This is a genomic window from Enterococcus sp. ZJ1622 (assembly GCF_011038845.1).
Classification (GTDB): Bacteria; Bacillota; Bacilli; order Lactobacillales; family Enterococcaceae; genus Enterococcus_B.
Map to the genome: position 1 here is coordinate 198,823 of NZ_JAAKDW010000002.1, position 17,879 is coordinate 216,701.

The window sequence follows — 17,879 nt, forward strand, 5'->3', positions numbered from 1 at the left end:
AGACTGACGGAAAAAGTGGTAAACTTTAGAAGTCAGTCTTTTTTAGTTGGAGGTGAATCGATTGCCGGATACTCAAAGAACCGAAGTAGAGAAAGTCAGCCAGTTATTCAAAATGTTGAGCGACCCGACACGTCTGAAAATTTTACTGTATTTAAAAGACGGCGAACAAAATGTCACAGCGATCAGTCAAGCAGTGGAGATGGAACAATCCGCAGTCTCACATCAGTTGCGATTGCTTAGAGAAAATCGTGTAGTCAAATCCCATCGTGAAGGAAAAGCAATCTTATATAGTTTGGACGATTACCATGTACTTGATATTCTTGTCCAGACGCTGAAACACGTGGAGCACCAATGAACATGCAGATCATATAGCTGAAAAAACGAGGTTGTGAAAGAGACGTTCAGCCTTGAGCAATAAGAAGCGATTTTGAAAAATAGCTTCCCTGCATCAAGTAATAAGAACAGACAAACAAAAATAGCTGTTCATATTTTTCGTCTGGTTGGGCTTATTACCGCAGATGCAAGCTTTTGAACACCGTGAATCAGAGGTTGTAAAAAAGCTGCCCTGCATCAAGTAATAAGAACAGACAAACAAAAATAGCTGTTCATATTTTTCGTTTGGTTGGGCTTATTACCGCAGATGCAAGCTTTTGAACACCGTTTAGTGGAGAGGTTGTGACAACTGCGTTTTGCTTTAAGGAATAAGGACACTGAACAGAAAATAGCTCCTCATATTTTCTTGTTCAGTGAACTTATTGCCGAGAAGCAGCAGGTGGAACACCGTTTATAGAGAGGTTGTGAACCTACCGTTTAACTCTGAGGCACAAGGAACAATTTCAAAAAACAGTTTCTCATGCTTGATGAATATCGTAACTTGTGCCCGAGGAGTTAGCAGGAGAATACCGTTTATTCGGAAAAAAGGGACTGTGACAAGACTTTTGTCACAGTCCCGACTTGTTTTTTGGATCGAGGACAGTTATTCTTTTTCTGATGTTTCTGTCCCATAATAGCTATGGTCTTCAAGACCCAAAGCGTTTAGGATCAGGGACGCTGTCTCTTCGATGGATAACGAAGCGACATTGATCACGACACAACCAAGTTTTTCATATAAATCATTGGCAAAATCCAGCTCAGCGCGGATTTTTTCGATATCAGAATAGGCGGTGTCTGGATTTAGACCATAGGAGCGCATGCGTTCCTTCCGAATGCTATTTAGAATATCTGGATTATTCGTCAGCCCCACGATTTTTTTTGGATCGATTTCCCACAATTGTTTCGGGATATGTGCTTGGGGGATCAATGGCAGATTAGCGACTTTCAAGTTTTTGTTTGCAAGGAATAGACTCAAGGGTGTTTTTGACGTCCGTGAAACGCCTAAGAGGACGACATCTGCTTCTAAAAAGCCTCTTGGGTCTTTCCCATCATCATACTTTACTGCAAATTCCATCGCTTTGATCCGTTTGAAATAATTTTCATTCAGTAAATGAAGCGCACCGGGCTGACGGATTGGTTTCACGCCAGTCAGTCGCTCGATCTCTGTGATAGGGGGCGTCATCACGTCAAAACTGAACAGATTGTTTGCTTCGCAGAAATCTCGAGTCAAATCGATCAGCTCGCTATTGATCAGAGTATGAAGAACGAGTGCCTTTTCTTCTAAAGCGTCTTTCAATGCTTGCATCAATGTTTCTTCATCAGTGACGAAGGTTCGACGAAACAAATTGAATTCAACGGTAGGGTATTGGGCCATCGTTGCTTGTGCTAACTTTGTCGCTGTTTCTCCAGCAGAATCAGAAATGACGAAAAAAGTGACGATTTCTGTAGAATCAGAAGTCATAGATAAAACCTCACTTGCTTTTTTTTTATGTTTATTATACCATACTCTGGAATGCATACTTCGTAATCATTCTGATTTGGAGGGATCGTAGTGAAAAAGCAGACATTGATCGAACAATCATTAGAAACATTGAAAAATAACGGATTTAAGTATACGAAGAAAAGAGAAGCGTTACTGACCTATCTAGCCAAACGGAATCGGTATGTCTCCGCAAAAGAAGTGTTTGATTATATGAACCAGGAATTCAAAGGGGTAAGTTATGATACGATTTATCGGAATCTCCATGATTTTGCCCAAATCGATCTATTGGAAGAAACGGACCTGCATGGAGAGATGAAATTCCGTTTTCATTGCTGTCAGGGCGAGATTGGCCATCATCATCATTTTATCTGTACTGTTTGCGGAACAACGAAAGAAATCCACATGTGCCCAATGAATTATTTTGAAGAACAGTTGGGTGGCTGTACGATCGAGGGGCATCGTTTTGAGATATTCGGACGTTGTGAAAACTGTCAATAATGGGATTTAAATAAAATAACATTTGATAATTTTAAAAAAACGAAAGATTCCCTTGACGGTCAAAACAGCATTAGATATAATATTTACAGGACAGTCTTGTTTTTTGAGATATTATTTCAATAACAATTACGGTTACTTTTTAAGCTCGGAGGGAGGGAATTAACATGTCAAAAACAGTCGTTCGCAAAAACGAATCACTTGACGATGCTCTTCGTCGCTTCAAACGTTCCGTGTCAAAAGCGGGTACTTTACAAGAATCTCGTAAACGTGAATTCTACGAAAAACCAAGTGTAAGACGCAAGAAAAAATCAGAAGCAGCTAGAAAACGCAAAAAATTCTAGTTCTTCGATGAATTGGAGTTGGTAGTGTGTCACTACTAAGTAGATTGAACGATGACATGAAAACAGCGATGAAAGCCAAAGATAAGGAATCTTTACAAGTCATTCGTATGATCAAGTCATCTATACAAAACGAGCAGATCAAAGAAGGTCACGACTTGACGGAAGACGAAGAACTGACTGTGTTGTCTCGCGAAATGAAACAACGCCGTGATTCTTTGCATGAGTTTGAGGAAGCTGGACGTGACGATTTGGCTGAAAAAGTAAAAAGCGAAATTGCGATAGTCGAAAAGTATCTGCCAGAGCAATTATCTGACGAAGAAATCCGACAACTCGTTCAAGAAGCAATCACGCAAACTGGTGCATCTTCTGTGAAAGAATTTGGCAAAGTCATGGGTGCGATCATGCCTAAGGTCAAAGGAAAAGCAGACGGAAACCAAGTCAATGCGATTGTCAAAGAACTATTGCAATCTTAATCTTGTAGTTTGAAACTGCGGACAGAAGCTGTCCGCAGTTTTTTTGTGCTTGCTAGCTTCAAAAAGCGGTCAGCGAATAAACAAAATATATTTTATTGTCGAAGAGATCTCAGAATTTTGATGCTAATCGTTGTGGCGCTTTTTATTTTCATCGTCTCTTTTCTTATTTGCTATATAGTTTTTCCGGAATATGGTAAAATAGATAAGAATGAATTGAGGGGAGATGTCCATTTTTGACAGAAGATTCTAATTCTTTAGAAATTCGATTGACTGCTGCTGATGATGTCAGTATGCTTTTAGGTGCACATGATAAACATATAAAGCTGATTGAGGAAATGACTGAAACAACGATTCACGCGAGAGGCGAGTTCATCCAGATCATCGGTTCTGAACCGGAACTTTCTCTGGCAGCCTCCGTAATCCGTACCTTGCAGGAATTGATCAAGCGAGGAATCCATGTCAGTACGCCTGATGTTGTGACAGCATTGAAAATGGGACAAAAAGGCACATTGGATTATTTTGTAGAAATGTACGAAGAAGAGATCGTCAAAGACAGAAATGGCAAACCGATCCGTGTGAAAAACAGTGGACAGAAAAAATACGTCGAATCTGTTGCTAAACACGATATCGTATTCGGAGTAGGTCCTGCAGGTACAGGGAAAACGTTCCTTGCTGTTGTGCTAGCGATCGCCGCATTGAAAAAAGGTGAAGTGCAAAAGATCATTTTGACCCGTCCAGCCGTGGAAGCAGGTGAGAATCTCGGATTTCTGCCAGGGGATCTGAAAGAAAAAGTCGATCCGTATCTGCGCCCGGTTTACGATGCATTGTATCAGATCTTCGGATTGGACCATACGAACCGTCTGATGGAAAGAGGAGTCATCGAAATCGCCCCTCTTGCTTATATGCGCGGACGTACGCTGGATGATGCGTTCGTTATATTAGACGAAGCGCAAAATACCACTGTCGCACAAATGAAAATGTTTCTAACACGTCTCGGCTATCAGTCAAAAATGATCGTAAATGGTGATACTAGCCAGATCGACTTGCCAAGAGGAACGATAAGCGGACTGGTTCATGCAGAACGAACCTTGAAGCAAATCAAAAAAATCGATTTTGTCAACTTTGAAGCAAGTGACGTCGTTCGGCATCCAGTCGTAGCTGAGATTATCAAAGCTTATGAAAAAGCAGATCTTCATCAAGAATAAGCTTTGCTTAGGAGGATAAGCACATGTTGAACAAAACACTGCAGCATTTACAGAAGAAACTGGGGAAGGCAGCGCTGCCTTTCTTGCTCTTCTTGTTTTTTATTGTGGTCTGCGGCGTTACATTTAGTAGTGTCAAACAAAAAGCCAGTGATTTCAGAGAAGGACAAGTAGCAGAAGAAAGTATCCGTGCCAATAAAACGATTGAGAATACGGAAGAAACAGAGCAAAAAAGAAAACTGGCAGCAGAAGCAGTCACACCTGAATATACGTACCAGAAAGACTTGGTCGATGAACAAAACAATCGGATCAAGCAGCTTTTCGATCTGATCAGCAAAACGAATGAATCGATCGATAAGGCGTATAAAGATAAAGTCGACAAAGCAAAAGAAGACGAGAATATCCCAAAGCCGACAACCGATGAGCGGATTGCGGCATTGAAGAAGAACTTTGAAAATATCAATGCAGAAAATGTTGCATTTTATCAGAAGCTTCCTAATAATTTTTATTCCACGATCTTCGAATTGACCGCTGATGAGATCGCGACCGTTCGTGATGAAAGTCTGAAGTTGATCGATGAGCAGATGAATAAACAAGTACGAGAAAGCGAGCTGGAAGCTTTCAAGCAAGAAGCAGAGGACCAGATCCAGTATTTGGATGTGTCCGCACAGCAACAGCAGGTGATCCATTATCTGGTGGATCAGGGGATCGTTGTCAATGACGTACTGAACGAAAAGAAAACGGAAGAACTGAGACAGTCTGCCAGAGAAGCAGTTCAGCCTGTCATGATCTTCCAAGGAGAGATCATCGTACGGGAAGGAAATCAGATCGATGCAGCAGCGATGAAAAAACTGGAACTGCTCGGTTTGACCAATCAGACTACTTCGATTTTTCCACTAGTAGCGATGATCATGGCCGTATTGCTTCAAATTGTCGTGCTGGTCTATAATTCACTACAGTTTCAAGGCGCGGGAAAACGAACAGAATATGTCTTGTTCTACGTCACAGCCATGTCAATCAGTATTATTCTCATGAAGTTTTTCCAATTATTCCAAACGGAACAAGCGGCATACATCCCGCTGTTTTATCCGGCAGCTTTTGCCCCGCTTGTGTTGAACTTTTTCTTGAATCGACGTGCAGGCATCATGGCGGCCTTATTCCAAGGCGTATCTGCCTTGTTCATTTTTTATGATTCGATCGGAACCAACTTCTTGACAGTGATCTTGATGTCTTACTTGTTCTCCGGACTGCTAGCAACGATCTTGAAGCGTCAACGGGTCTCAGAACAAGGATTGTCCGCTGTGATGTGGGTCGTCGTTTTCCCGCTGCTGATGGACGTTATTTTGATCGTTTATCAAGGGATGAGCTTCAGTGATGGCACCACTTGGCTGACACTCGTTTGCGGATTTACCGGAGCTTTGCTGTCGTTCTTGCTAACGATGGGGCTGCATCCGTATATCGAATTGATGGTCAATGATGACAGTGTGATCGTATTGAATGAATTGAGTAATCCCAACCATCCATTATTGAAACAGCTTTTAGAAGAAGCTCCTGGGACTTACCATCACAGTATGATGGTGGCAAATCTTAGTGCGAATGCTGTCGCAGAGATCGGAGGACGCTCGTTGCTCACGCGAGTTGCCTGCTATTATCACGATATCGGCAAAATCAAACATGCTAGCTTCTTTGTTGAGAACTTGCCTTCCGGAGCGGAGAATCCTCATAATTTTCTTTTGCCGGAAGACAGTAAACAGATTATCTTTGGGCATGTGACGGATGGCGCAAAAATCTTAGAAGAATATAACATGCCGCAAATGGTGATCGATATTTGTCGACAGCATCACGGTACGACCTTGATGCGCTACTTCTATATCAAAGCAAAAGAAAGAAATCCTGAAGTAACAGAATCGCAATTCCGTTATCCTGGGCCAAAACCGCAGACACGCGAAGCAGGAATCGTCAATATCGCGGACAGCTGTGAAGCGGCCGTACGGGCAATGGATCATCCGACTGGAGAAAAAATCGAAAGTTTCGTTCACAATTTAATCGAAGAACGGATCTCTGATGGCCAATTGGATGACAGCGGGCTGACGTTGAAAGAAATCCGTAAAGTAGAAAAATCATTGATCAGCGGCTTGAGCAGTACCTTCCATTCAAGGATCAAATATCCTAAGATGAAGACAGAAGCTGAGAAATTAAAAGAAGAACAAGCACAATAGCAAGAAAAGAAAGAAGCGATGACTAATGGATATCACATTTATGGACGAAACGAATAAAGTATCAGAAGAAAAAATGCAAGAAATCGATGATTTGCTGCAATTTGCAGCAGATCATCTGGGATTACCGGAAGAAACAGAGATGTCAGTGACTTTCATGGACAATGAAGCCATCCGAGTGATCAATCGTGATTATCGTGGAAAAGATGCACCGACAGATGTAATCAGCTTTGCCCTGGAAGAAGAAGGAGAAGACGAAATACCTGTTATTTTTGAAGATGGAACGAATCCGATGCCGCGTGTGCTTGGGGATATCATGATCTCGATCGAACGTGCGGCAGAGCAAGCAGAAGCGTATGGTCATTCCTATGATCGGGAACTGGGCTTTTTAGCAGTGCATGGTTTCTTGCACATCAATGGATATGACCACATGACACCTGAGGATGAAAAAGAGATGTTTGGACTTCAGAAAGAGATCTTGGATGCTTATGGACTTAAAAGATAAGAATGTCGAAAAAAACAAACATTTTATGATGTCCGTCGAATTTGCGATCCAAGGTGTCAAAACAGTGTTCGATGAAGAACGGAACATGAAAAAACATGTCGTGTTCGGTGTCCTTGCTTTACTCATGGGTCTCGTATTCCGATTGGACCGGATGGAGTGGCTCTGGCTCTTCTTAGCTGTTTTTTTAGTCTGGATCGTCGAGATCATGAATACAGTGTTTGAGAATGTCGTGGATATGTTCACCGATTGCCATTTCCATCCAATCGGCAAGAAAATCAAAGACATGGCTGCAGGAGCTGTCCTGTTGACAGCTTGCTTTGCAGTGATCGTGGGACTGATTTTATTTGTCCCTAAAATATATCAATTGTTTTTTTAATCAAGAAGGAGAAAAAATATGCCAGAACATAAATCAGGTTTTGTAGCGATCGTTGGTCGTCCTAATGTAGGGAAATCAACTTTGCTCAACAGAATCGTGGGTCAAAAAATCGCGATCATGAGTGACAAAGCCCAAACTACGAGAAACAAAATCCAAGGTGTCTACACAACGCCAGAAGCACAGCTGATTTTCATCGACACTCCTGGGATCCATAAACCGAAACATCGGCTGGGCGATTTTATGGTGGAAGCAGCCTACAGTGCATTGAAAGAAGTGGATGCTGTACTGTTCATGATCAGCGCCGATCAAAAGCGAGGACGGGGCGATGATTTCATCATCGAACGCTTGAAAAATGTTCACTCGCCTGTCTATCTCGTCATCAATAAAATCGATAAGATCCATCCAGATGAGCTTTTAGCGATCATCGAAGACTATTCTGCGCAAATGCCGTTCGCACAAGTCGTGCCGATTTCTGCGACAGAAGGAAACAATGTCGAACGATTGATGGATATTCTAGTTAGTGAAATGCCAGAAGGCCCGCAGTATTTTCCAGATGATCAGGTAACAGATCATCCCGAATATTTTATCGTCTCTGAGCTGATCCGCGAAAAGGTATTAGTCTTGACAAGAGATGAAGTTCCGCATTCTGTTGCTGTCGTCGTTGACTCGATGAAACGAAACGAGAATGACAAAATCCAAGTGCAAGCCACGATCATCGTTGAACGGGATAGTCAAAAAGGAATCATCATCGGCAAAGGCGGCAAGATGCTGAAGCAAATCGGAACCAAAGCACGAAAAGACATCGAAAATCTATTAGGCGACAAGGTGTATCTTGAGCTTTGGGTGAAAGTCCAGAAAGATTGGCGTGATAAGAAAGTTTATCTGCAAGACTTCGGTTATCGAAAAGACGAGTATTAAGGAATTTGGACTGAATGTATGAACGAAATGAACTCAAGTAGCTGAATGTTTGCAAATACGTAATCTGGATCTGCAGGGAACCTGCTTTTCCAGATTTGTTTTTTAGGAGGGAGAAAAGTGAGCCAGCTTGCAGAATCGAAAGGTTTGATTTTATCAAGCCGTAATTATAAAGAAAAAGATAAATTAGTAAAAATATTCACGGAGTCTTCTGGAAAAATGATGTTTTATATAAAAGGGATCAATCGGCAGAACCAGCCCTTGGCTCCCGCTCTTCTCCCTTTTACGGAAGCTGTTTATATTGGTCGATTTCAAAACGAAGGCTTGTCTTTTCTGACCAGCGTAAAAGATGTGCACGCATTTCGGAAAATACAAGAAGATATTTTTTTAAGCGGCTATGGTACTTATTTGCTAAATCTGGTCGATGCAGCTATCGAAGACCGGCAGTATGATCCCCATCTTTTCCAGTTCACCGAACATGCTCTGCAACGTATGGACCAAGGCGACGATGCCGAAATCATCACGAATATCTTTGAAGTGCAGATCTTGCAGCGTTTTGGGATCGCACCGATTTGGACACATTGCGTGGTCTGCGGAGAAACCGGAGGGAAATTTGACTATTCCTCCAAATATGGCGGTGTTCTTTGTGAGAGACATTGGGAGATGGATCATCATCGTTATCACGCTGATCCTCGCTCCGTATATTTTGTTCGGATGTTCTCGGCGATTTCCTATGACAAAATCAGCGGGATCAACTTGAAAGAAGAAACGAAACAAGGGATCAGGCAGTTGATCGATCAGTTGTATGACGAGTATGTGGGAATCCATCTGAAAAGCAAAAAATTTATCGATCAGATGAAATCATGGGAGCATGTCCTAAAAACACCAGAAAAGACCGAAAAGAATGAAGAAGGAAACGATAAAAAAGAATGACGGTCTGAAAGCCAAAAGAAAAAATGAAAAATGATTTGACAATCAAGCAGGTTTTCAGCTATCATTGACCGTAGAAAATCAAAACCTCACTTAGTGTACCAACAACTTGTGGATAAGCTGTTTTGGTGATAGAATCAATAAGTGATCAATAGGTACGTTGACCAAGATCAGTAAAAAACACGTAGCTTTAGCGAATTCGGGAGAGTGTGAGCCGAATGCTGGCGATTTTTGAAGTGGCACTTGCGAGTACAGCAAACGAAGCTGCCGGATCGAATCCGGAAGTAGGGTGGAACCGCGAATTATTCGTCCCTATGTCTGTCATCAGACATAGGGATTTTTTGTTGTTTTATCCGTGAGGTTTATAAATGAAAGGGGCAGAAAAGATGAGTAAAAAATTAACCGTTCAAGAAATGATTTTGACTTTGCAAAAATTTTGGTCGTCAAACGGCTGTATGCTGATGCAAGCATACGATACAGAAAAAGGGGCAGGCACGATGAGTCCGTACACATTTCTACGTGCTATCGGACCAGAACCATGGAATGCAGCCTATGTAGAACCTTCCCGCAGACCCGCAGACGGACGTTACGGAGAAAATCCGAACCGATTATATCAGCATCATCAATTCCAAGTCGTGATGAAACCATCACCTGAGAATATCCAAGAATTGTATCTTGAAAGCTTACGTCTTTTAGGGATCGATCCTTTAGAACATGATATCCGTTTCGTAGAAGATAACTGGGAAAATCCTTCTATGGGCTGTGCCGGTGTCGGTTGGGAAGTCTGGCTAGATGGTATGGAGATCACTCAATTCACCTACTTCCAACAAGTAGGTGGACTGCCTTGTAAACCAGTGACTTCTGAGATCACCTATGGATTAGAACGTCTTGCTTCTTATATCCAAGAAGTAGAAAGCGTATATGATCTGGAATGGTCTGCTGGCGTGAAATACGGCGAAATTTTCAAACAGCCTGAATATGAACATTCAAAATATTCATTTGAAGTAAGCGATCAGGAACTATTGTTAAGCAATTTTGATCGTTTCGAAAAAGAAGCGAAACGCTGTATCGATGAGAACCTCGTTCATCCAGCATATGATTATATCTTGAAATGCAGCCATACCTTCAATTTACTGGATGCTCGGGGAGCTGTTTCTGTCACTGAACGTGCAGGCTATCTTTCACGTATCCGGAACATGGCACGTGCTGTAGCAAAAATCTTTGTAGCAGAACGAGAAAAACTAGGATTCCCATTATTGAACAAAACCACAGCGGATGCTGAAACTGTCAAGGAGGCTGAATAAGATGGCAAAAGATTTATTACTGGAAATCGGTTTGGAAGAAATGCCGGCACATGTCGTAACGCCAAGTATGAAACAACTGGAAGAAAAAACAGCAAAATTCTTAGATGAACATCAGTTGACGTACGATACGATCGAAACTTTTTCCACACCACGCCGATTAGCAATCAAAGTGACGAATATTCCAGAACGTCAGGCAGACAGTGAAGAAGAAATCAAAGGGCCAGCTAAAAAAATCGCTTTGGACGCAGATGGTAACTGGACAAAAGCAGCAGAAGGATTCGTTCGCGGACAAGGATTGACGACAGATGCGATCACTTTTAGAGAATTAAAAGGTGTAGAATATGTCTATGTAACGAAATATACCCACGGCAAAGAAGCAAAAGAAGTTCTCACAGGACTAGCAGACGTCATCAAAAGTTTGACTTTCCCGGTAACAATGCACTGGGCAGAGTTTGATTTTGAGTATATCCGTCCGATTCACTGGATCGTGGCTTTGCTAGATGATGAAGTGATCCCGTTTGAGATCTTGGATGTCAAAACAGGCAGAGCCTCACGAGGTCACCGTTTCTTAGGTGAAGACGTGACATTTACCCATGCAAAAGAATATGAAGAAAAATTGAATGAACAATTCGTCATCGCTTCTCCAAAAAAACGTCAAGAAATGATCGTGGAACAGGCAAAAGAACTTGCAGAAAAAAATCACTGGATCATTGACTTGGACCCAGACTTGCTCGAAGAAGTCAATAATCTAGTTGAATATCCGACTGTATTTGCTGGTGAATTCGAAGACAAATATCTGTCAGTACCAGAAGAAGTACTAGTGACTTCGATGAAAGAACATCAGCGTTATTTCGAAGTACGAAATGATCGAGGTATGTTACTGCCATACTTTATTTCTGCTCGAAACGGGAATCGTGTGAAATTGGATAATGTGATCCGTGGTAATCAGAAAGTATTGACAGCCCGACTGGAAGATGCTGAATTCTTCTATAATGAAGATAAGAAAGCAACGATCGAACAGTATGTCGAGAAACTAAAATCTGTGACATTCCATGAAAAGATCGGTAGCATCTACGAAAAAATGCAACGTGTCCAAGTCATTGCACATATCATAGGAGAAGAAGTCGGTCTAACAGAAGAAGAGCTGACAGACCTGCAGCGAGCAGCAGAAATCTACAAATTTGATCTGGTGACCAATATGGTCGGGGAATTCCCTGAACTGCAAGGCATCATGGGCGAAAAATATGCTCTGCTGAAAGGCGAAAAACCAGCCGTAGCAGCAGCAATCCGCGAACACTACATGCCTGTATCCAGTGAAGGCGAATTACCAGAATCATCGATCGGTTCTGTTTTAGCTATCGCAGATAAATTAGACAGTATCTTTTCTTTCTTTGCTGTCGGAATGATCCCAAGCGGTTCAAACGACCCATACGCATTGCGTCGTCAAGCATATGGTATCGTTCGGATCATCGAATCAAAACAATGGACATTCCCGCTAACAGCTTTACAAGAAGCAGTCAGCACAGCAATCAGTGAAGATATCGAGCGTTTCGGTATTGAATTGTCAGAAGGTCAGCAAGAAGTCAGCACTTTCATCAAAGGACGTTTGCGTCAATTATTATCGACAAAAAACATCCGTCATGATGTCATCGATGCCGTTTTGAACGCAGAGCAGAAAGATTTGACGAAAGTCTTTGCAGCCGCTCAATTATTCAAGCAACATCTTGCAGATGAAGACTTCAAACCATCGATGGAAGCTTTGACTCGTGTCGTGAACTTAGCGAAAAAAGCAGAACTTGAAAAACAAGCAGCGGTTGATCCTTCACTATTCGAGAACGATGCTGAAAAAGAACTGCATCAGGCAGTCGAAAGGATGAAAGCAACCTTCGCTGATCAAACGATCCACGAAAACTATGATCAGCTAGTCGCTCTTCGTCCTTTGATCGAAAACTATTTCGACCAGACAATGGTCATGGTCGAAGATCCAGCAATCCGTAAAAACCGTTTAGCGCAATTAAGCCAAATTGCAGTAATGGCCCTGTCATTAGCCAGCTTGGATCAGATTATTACGAAGTAGTTTCTATTATTATCCGTAAAAAAATAAATGAACCAGAGAGCGTACACAAAATATGATATTTTGATTCTATATCAAAAAAGATCGGACAATTTCGTTATAAACATTAAAGCTAGTGAGATTTACTAGCTTTGGTGTTTTTTTTTATATCCAATGAAAGAATCAAAAATTCTTCTGTTTCTTAATTGTAGTTAAATTTAACTAGTCTTCTGATTTTAGGAATAGAGGAAATAGAAATTTTAACTATCAATAGTATTTATCATTGTGGCATATTTTTTTATCAAATCTACTTTCAATTCTCCCCCATACGCAATACATAGGCATCGAGCAGGATTCTCGCGATGATCTGGAGAGGCAAACGTGAACGTACTTCATAATCAGGAAAATAAGAACCTTCTGATTTGAAACCTACGAGATTTATCTCGCAATAATCTTTGAGTGTAGAGGAATGAGTGGCTGTAACTAGAATCGAACCGATCTCTGCATCATAGCAATTCTTTGCGGCGGTGACCAGTTCTTTTGTCTCGCCATTCAAAGAAACGAAAATGACGCTGTCTTTTTTAGTTAGTTTCCGACTGATGTTTTTGATGATTTCTGGATCAGTATGCATTTGACAATTTTTCCCTGTTAATTGAAGTTTTACCAACATTTCTTGCCCGATCATTTCTGAAAACCCTCGTGCAAAGACAAAAACCCGATCAGCGAATTTGATTCTTTGTATTGCATCCTCGATGTTCCCGATTTCCAGCATATTGATCGTACGTATCACTTCTTGTTCATTTTTTAGAATGGCTCGGCGGATACCTTTGTCTACTTTATCTAAGAAAGAAAAATTGATGTTCTTGTTTTCTCCTTCTTTTAGATGGTGCTTAAACGAAGTAAATCCTTCGTATCCTTTCTTTTTCATTGTCCGCACGATGGTGGCTGTCGAGACATTTGCTTGTTCACTTAGTTTCACGATGGAGTAGTTAGGGATCTCTAGGATGTGGTGTTCGATAAAGTTCCAGAGGTACTGTTCCGTTTCACTTAATTTGTGATCCATATTCTTGCCTTCTTTCACCAAAAGTTAGTTAAAAAATAGCACGACGAGTTCATGAATGTAAAGGTTTTCTTTGTAGTGGGGCGATTAAGAAAACATTTTCTCTTTTGCGTATTTCATAATAGAGTCAAGGAGGTCATTGGTTATGTCTATCTACACATGCACGATGAATTTGGCAATTGATCTATTTATTGAAACAGACGAGATGCATCCTTTTATGGTAAACCGCACAAAGGATGACGACATTCAGGCAAATGGAAAAGGGGTGAATGTGTCACTCGTATTAAAGATGCTAGATATCCCAAATACGGCATTAGGTTTTTCTGCTGGTTTCACAGGGAAATATATAGAAGACTATTTACAGCAGAAACAAATCAAAACAGATTTTATTGAAGTGCCTGGTATGACGCGTATCAATGTATTTACGCAAGTCAATCAAACAGGAGAAGAATACAAATTAGTGAATCAAGGACTTGAGATACCAGCAGCAGCAATCCATAACTTTTTAAATCAAATAAGAGCATTAGAAGCAGAAGATTATCTTTGTGTTTCTGGGAGTTTACCAAGAGGGATGACACCGAATATTTTAGTGGAAATCAGTCGGATCTGTCAGGAATGCAAGATCCATTTGGTTATTGATAGTAGTGATCAAGAAGTCATGGATTGTTTACCCTATCGACCGTTTTTGCTGAAACCGAATGAGGAAGAACTTTCTTCTTGGTTCGGACGAGAAATGGTTACAGATGAAGATTATTTTACTTATGGACAACGATTGGTAGAGTCAGGTGCAGAAAATGTTTTATTATCCCTAGGTGAGAAAGGAGCAATTCTTTTTACGAAAGACAGGGTGATTCGGGGAAACTCGCCAAAAGGAAAAGTCATCAATACAGCATGTGCAGGTGATACAATGTTAGGCACTTTTTTAGCAGGATACATGAATCGACGGCCGCTTGATGAAACGTTACGTAAAAGCATAGCAGCAGGAAGCTCAACTGCTTTTCGTAAAGGACTGACTGATTTTTTGGATGTTGAGGAATTAAGTAGACAAATCAAAATCAAGGAAGAGAGGTTCGAAAGATGGGAAAATATCAACTAATTGCAGCAACAGGTTGTCCGACAGGAATCGCGCACACCTACATGGCACAAGAGGCATTAGAGCAAGCAGCCAAGAAAAAAGGCATCACGATCAAGGTGGAGACCCATGGACAAGTTGGGATCGAGAATGAATTAACGGCTGAAGAAATCAAACAGGCAGATGCCGTCATTATTGCCGCAGACAAAGATGTCCATCCAGAGAGATTTGCGGGAAAACGAGTCATTGATGTTTCTGTCAGTACAGGGATCAAGGATGCACAACGGCTGATTGACGAAGCATTGGCAGGAAAAGGTGCTATCTTAGCTGATAATGAAGCTGTTGATACTTTAGAACCAGAAGTGATGAGTGGAGCTAAATTTGGTCGTAGCATCTATAAAAATTTGATGAATGGTGTCTCTCATATGTTGCCTTTCGTGGTAGCTGGCGGAGTATTGATTGCTATTTCATTTGCGGTTTGGGGAATCTATTCTTTTGATCCAGACCATGCACAATACAATGCTACAGCGGCGATGTTAAAAGCGATTGGCGATACAGCAATGGGGATGATGGTTCCAGTTCTAGCAGCATATATTGCAGAAGGGATCGCGAAACGTCCAGGATTAGTAGTTGGATTTGTTGGTGGATTCGTAGCCATGAATGGCGGTACTGGATTTTTAGGAGGCATTTTAGCTGGGTTCTTAGCTGGTTACTTTGTCTTATTTTTACAAAAGCTACTGGCAATTCTACCAAAGCAACTAGATGGCTTGAAGGCAATCTTCTTATACCCAGTTATCGGTGTAGCGTTTATTGGCATCGTGATGTCTTTGTTAGCAGGTCCAATGAAGGCTATAAATGAAGGAATGATGAGCTTCTTAGCCGGATTTGAACATTCGAATCCACTTGTTATCGGCGTGATTGTTGGCTGTATGTGTGCGTTTGATATGGGAGGACCGATTAATAAGGCGGCATATGTAACAGGAACAGCTCTTTTGGCACAAGGGAACACGACTTTCATGGCTGGTGTGTCAGCAGCGTGCATTGCACCACCGTTGATTACTGGTTTTGCCACCTTATTGTTTGGTCAATATTTTGATACCAATGAGCGTAATGCAGGTTTGGTTAATTTTATCCTAGGATCAACGCATATTACTGAAGGAGCTATTCCGTTTGCTGCGAAAGATCCGATCCGGGTATTACCAACGATGATGTTAGGCTCATCAATCGCTGCTGTCTTGACTTATTTGTTTGGCGTCCAAGTACCAGCCCCACATGGCGGTTTTTTAGTATTACCTGTAGTGACGGGAAAAATCCAATGGATCACAGCGATTCTTATTGGGTCGATCGTTGGTGGAGTGATATTAGGTTTGATCCAAAAGAAAAGAGTGAATGATAAAGAAAAGAAGATGGATAACGAAGCAGTAAATCGTACAGTCATCGAAGAAGGAAATGTAGGAGGCTTATCATGACAATCATCCATGAAGAGAACATTTTTTTACAACAGTCATTGGATAATCAAGAAGAAGTATTTAAGTTTTTAGCAAAGCAAACATTTTGTTTAGGAATTGCTCATGACGAAAAAGAAGTATTTCGAAAACTTCTAGAAAGAGAAAAAGAAGGTACTACAGGAATGATGTCAGGTTTTGCTATTCCTCATGCGAAGTCTCAAGCAATCAACGAACCTAGTTTGATCATCATCACACTGAGCAAAGGGATCGAATGGGACAGTTTAGATAGAGAGCCGATTGATTTTATTTTTGCGTTATTTATACCAGATTCAGAAGCAGGAAAGACTCATTTGAAATTATTGTCTCTCGTTGCACGATCGTTGATGCGAAAAGAGGTTACAGAGCAGTTGAGAGCAACAAAGTCAAAAACAGAAATAGCCACGATATTAACTAAAGAAATAGGTGAAGATATATGAAGAAAATGAGCATAGAAAAAAAGGAACGTTTGAACCGATTGACGGACGGAGCTGGAATTATCAGCGCGTTAGCAATTGACCAGCGTGGTGCGTTGAAGAAAATGATCGACCAATATAAAGAAGCGACATCAGAAGATATCATCCAATTTAAACGGATGGTTTCTCAGTACCTGTCCCCATATGCTTCCGCTATTTTACTCGATCCAGAATATGGCCTGCCTGCAGCAGAGCTTCGAGATGAAGAATGTGGCTTGCTACTAGCTTATGAAAAAACCGGTTATGATGCGTTGATGCCGGGCCGACTACCAGATTTACTGAACATTTGGTCTGTGAAAAGGTTGAAAGAAGCTGGTGCGGATGCTTGTAAATTTTTATTGTACTATGACGTTGATGAGCCAGTAGCGATCAATGAGCAAAAACAAATATTTATAGAACGGATCGGTTCAGAATGCGAAGCAGAAGGCATACCTTTCTTTTTAGAGATCCTTTCTTATGATGCAACTATTGACGATCCATCTTCTCTTGACTATGCAAAAGTAAAACCGCATAAAGTCATTGAAGCTATGCGAGAATTTTCAAAAGAACGTTATCAAGTGGACGTATTGAAAGTAGAAGTGCCAGTGAACATGAAATTCGTGGAAGGGTATGGGCAAGAGACTTGTTATAGTCAAGCAGAAGCATCCGCATATTTCTATGAACAATCGAAAGTGACTGAACTACCATTTATTTTTTTAAGTGCAGGAGTCAGCGCTACACTATTTCAAGATACGTTGCGTTTTGCAAAACAGTCAGGTTCGACGTTCAATGGTGTCTTATGCGGACGAGCAACGTGGGCTAAGGGAGTAGTACCATTTGTTACCGAAGGCGAAAAAGAAGCGAGTATTTGGATGTTAGAACAGGGAAAACGAAATATAAAAGAATTAAGTACACTATTAGACGAAACAGCGACATCTATTTATGCTAAGAAGTAAGAAAAAGGCTTGTCTGAGATAATGATCCAAAAAAATAAATAGTTATTTAAAAAAATGTTTGTTAAATTTTATAGAAAAAGAGTATCAAACCATAAAAGTTATCTAAAATTATTGATAACATATGTCGGTAATAAGCTGTTTTTGGTTGTTGTAAATGAAAATTGGAAGAAATAAAACGATAACT

19 protein-coding genes are annotated in these 17,879 nt (G+C 41.0%); 17 read left to right on the forward strand and 2 right to left on the reverse strand.

What is annotated here, in order from left to right; genetic code table 11:
* Positions 1 to 61: 61 nt before the first annotated feature.
* Positions 62 to 355: a metalloregulator ArsR/SmtB family transcription factor gene (locus tag G7Y42_RS02745; RefSeq protein WP_165003542.1), complete on the forward strand. Its 294-nt coding sequence runs from the start codon at positions 62 to 64 to the stop codon at positions 353 to 355.
* Between the two features lie 621 nt (positions 356 to 976).
* On the opposite strand, the gene G7Y42_RS02750 is transcribed toward G7Y42_RS02745, so the two are convergent.
* On the reverse strand, positions 977 to 1,834 hold the full coding sequence (locus G7Y42_RS02750; RefSeq protein ID WP_165003540.1) for a pyruvate, water dikinase regulatory protein: 858 nt from the start codon (positions 1,832 to 1,834) through the stop codon (positions 977 to 979).
* Positions 1,835 to 1,924: 90 nt separating this feature from the next.
* Between G7Y42_RS02750 and G7Y42_RS02755 the strand changes: the two genes are divergently transcribed.
* The 12 genes from G7Y42_RS02755 (at position 1,925) to glyS (ending at position 12,692) form a co-directional block, all read left to right on the forward strand.
* Positions 1,925 to 2,353: a Fur family transcriptional regulator gene (locus G7Y42_RS02755; protein WP_165003538.1), complete on the forward strand. Its 429-nt coding sequence runs from the start codon at positions 1,925 to 1,927 to the stop codon at positions 2,351 to 2,353.
* A 164-nt stretch (positions 2,354 to 2,517) separates the two neighbouring features.
* Positions 2,518 to 2,694: a 30S ribosomal protein S21 gene (rpsU, locus tag G7Y42_RS02760; protein WP_002287321.1), complete on the forward strand. Its 177-nt coding sequence runs from the start codon at positions 2,518 to 2,520 to the stop codon at positions 2,692 to 2,694.
* Between the two features lie 26 nt (positions 2,695 to 2,720).
* Positions 2,721 to 3,167: a GatB/YqeY domain-containing protein gene (locus G7Y42_RS02765; protein WP_165003536.1), complete on the forward strand. Its 447-nt coding sequence runs from the start codon at positions 2,721 to 2,723 to the stop codon at positions 3,165 to 3,167.
* Between the two features lie 233 nt (positions 3,168 to 3,400).
* On the forward strand, positions 3,401 to 4,372 hold the full coding sequence (locus G7Y42_RS02770; RefSeq protein WP_165003534.1) for a PhoH family protein: 972 nt from the start codon (positions 3,401 to 3,403) through the stop codon (positions 4,370 to 4,372).
* Positions 4,373 to 4,395: 23 nt separating this feature from the next.
* Positions 4,396 to 6,588, forward strand: coding sequence for an HDIG domain-containing metalloprotein (locus tag G7Y42_RS02775; protein ID WP_165003532.1), 2,193 nt, complete (start codon positions 4,396 to 4,398; stop codon positions 6,586 to 6,588).
* A gap of 25 nt (positions 6,589 to 6,613) precedes the next feature.
* Positions 6,614 to 7,090 (forward strand): rRNA maturation RNase YbeY, encoded by a 477-nt coding sequence (gene ybeY / locus G7Y42_RS02780; protein WP_165003530.1) that lies wholly within the window; start codon positions 6,614 to 6,616, stop codon positions 7,088 to 7,090.
* Positions 7,074 to 7,466, forward strand: coding sequence for a diacylglycerol kinase family protein (locus tag G7Y42_RS02785; RefSeq protein ID WP_206215431.1), 393 nt, complete (start codon positions 7,074 to 7,076; stop codon positions 7,464 to 7,466). The genes ybeY and G7Y42_RS02785 overlap by 17 nt, the downstream gene beginning before the upstream one ends.
* A gap of 18 nt (positions 7,467 to 7,484) precedes the next feature.
* A complete protein-coding gene (gene era, locus G7Y42_RS02790) occupies positions 7,485 to 8,384 on the forward strand; it encodes a GTPase Era (RefSeq protein ID WP_165003526.1) in 900 nt (299 codons plus the stop codon).
* Between the two features lie 117 nt (positions 8,385 to 8,501).
* Positions 8,502 to 9,314, forward strand: a complete 813-nt coding sequence (gene recO, locus G7Y42_RS02795) for a DNA repair protein RecO (RefSeq protein ID WP_165003524.1) — start codon at positions 8,502 to 8,504, stop codon at positions 9,312 to 9,314.
* A gap of 215 nt (positions 9,315 to 9,529) precedes the next feature.
* A complete protein-coding gene (locus tag G7Y42_RS02800) occupies positions 9,530 to 9,670 on the forward strand; it encodes a hypothetical protein (protein WP_165003522.1) in 141 nt (46 codons plus the stop codon).
* Positions 9,671 to 9,697: 27 nt separating this feature from the next.
* Positions 9,698 to 10,615: a glycine--tRNA ligase subunit alpha gene (gene glyQ / locus G7Y42_RS02805; protein WP_165003520.1), complete on the forward strand. Its 918-nt coding sequence runs from the start codon at positions 9,698 to 9,700 to the stop codon at positions 10,613 to 10,615.
* A gap of 1 nt (position 10,616) precedes the next feature.
* Entirely contained in the window at positions 10,617 to 12,692 is a 2,076-nt protein-coding gene (gene glyS, locus G7Y42_RS02810; RefSeq protein ID WP_165003518.1) for a glycine--tRNA ligase subunit beta, read from the forward strand.
* Positions 12,693 to 12,981: 289 nt separating this feature from the next.
* Here glyS and G7Y42_RS02815 read toward each other — a convergent pair whose 3' ends face one another.
* Positions 12,982 to 13,731, reverse strand: coding sequence for a MurR/RpiR family transcriptional regulator (locus tag G7Y42_RS02815; RefSeq protein WP_165003516.1), 750 nt, complete (start codon positions 13,729 to 13,731; stop codon positions 12,982 to 12,984).
* Between the two features lie 142 nt (positions 13,732 to 13,873).
* Here G7Y42_RS02815 and pfkB point away from each other — a divergent pair, with 142 nt between their 5' ends.
* Genes pfkB through lacD form a run of 4 tightly spaced genes read left to right on the forward strand, consistent with a single transcriptional unit; the run spans position 13,874 to position 17,695 of the window.
* Positions 13,874 to 14,824: a 1-phosphofructokinase gene (gene pfkB / locus G7Y42_RS02820; protein WP_165003515.1), complete on the forward strand. Its 951-nt coding sequence runs from the start codon at positions 13,874 to 13,876 to the stop codon at positions 14,822 to 14,824.
* On the forward strand, positions 14,806 to 16,269 hold the full coding sequence (locus G7Y42_RS02825; RefSeq protein ID WP_165003513.1) for a PTS fructose transporter subunit IIBC: 1,464 nt from the start codon (positions 14,806 to 14,808) through the stop codon (positions 16,267 to 16,269). The genes pfkB and G7Y42_RS02825 overlap by 19 nt, the downstream gene beginning before the upstream one ends.
* The gene (locus tag G7Y42_RS02830; RefSeq protein WP_165003511.1) at positions 16,266 to 16,724 is read left to right on the forward strand and encodes a fructose PTS transporter subunit IIA; all 459 of its coding nucleotides are present in this window, start codon (positions 16,266 to 16,268) and stop codon (positions 16,722 to 16,724) included. The genes G7Y42_RS02825 and G7Y42_RS02830 overlap by 4 nt, the downstream gene beginning before the upstream one ends.
* On the forward strand, positions 16,721 to 17,695 hold the full coding sequence (lacD, locus tag G7Y42_RS02835) for a tagatose-bisphosphate aldolase (RefSeq protein WP_165003509.1): 975 nt from the start codon (positions 16,721 to 16,723) through the stop codon (positions 17,693 to 17,695). Before G7Y42_RS02830 ends, lacD begins: the two co-directional genes overlap by 4 nt.
* The last annotated feature ends 184 nt before the right edge of the window (positions 17,696 to 17,879 follow it).

Coding starts and splice junctions, on each gene's coding strand:
- G7Y42_RS02775 (WP_165003532.1), top strand. CDS start 4,396: ATGTTGAACAAAACACTGCAGCATTTACAGAAGAAACTGGGGAAGGCA.
- G7Y42_RS02815 (WP_165003516.1), bottom strand. CDS start 13,731: ATGGATCACAAATTAAGTGAAACGGAACAGTACCTCTGGAACTTTATC.
- glyQ (WP_165003520.1), top strand. CDS start 9,698: ATGAGTAAAAAATTAACCGTTCAAGAAATGATTTTGACTTTGCAAAAA.
- rpsU (WP_002287321.1), top strand. CDS start 2,518: ATGTCAAAAACAGTCGTTCGCAAAAACGAATCACTTGACGATGCTCTT.
- G7Y42_RS02825 (WP_165003513.1), top strand. CDS start 14,806: ATGGGAAAATATCAACTAATTGCAGCAACAGGTTGTCCGACAGGAATC.
- era (WP_165003526.1), top strand. CDS start 7,485: ATGCCAGAACATAAATCAGGTTTTGTAGCGATCGTTGGTCGTCCTAAT.
- G7Y42_RS02800 (WP_165003522.1), top strand. CDS start 9,530: ATGCTGGCGATTTTTGAAGTGGCACTTGCGAGTACAGCAAACGAAGCT.
- pfkB (WP_165003515.1), top strand. CDS start 13,874: ATGTCTATCTACACATGCACGATGAATTTGGCAATTGATCTATTTATT.
- G7Y42_RS02750 (WP_165003540.1), bottom strand. CDS start 1,834: ATGACTTCTGATTCTACAGAAATCGTCACTTTTTTCGTCATTTCTGAT.
- ybeY (WP_165003530.1), top strand. CDS start 6,614: ATGGATATCACATTTATGGACGAAACGAATAAAGTATCAGAAGAAAAA.
- G7Y42_RS02785 (WP_206215431.1), top strand. CDS start 7,074: ATGGACTTAAAAGATAAGAATGTCGAAAAAAACAAACATTTTATGATG.
- glyS (WP_165003518.1), top strand. CDS start 10,617: ATGGCAAAAGATTTATTACTGGAAATCGGTTTGGAAGAAATGCCGGCA.
- lacD (WP_165003509.1), top strand. CDS start 16,721: ATGAAGAAAATGAGCATAGAAAAAAAGGAACGTTTGAACCGATTGACG.
- G7Y42_RS02830 (WP_165003511.1), top strand. CDS start 16,266: ATGACAATCATCCATGAAGAGAACATTTTTTTACAACAGTCATTGGAT.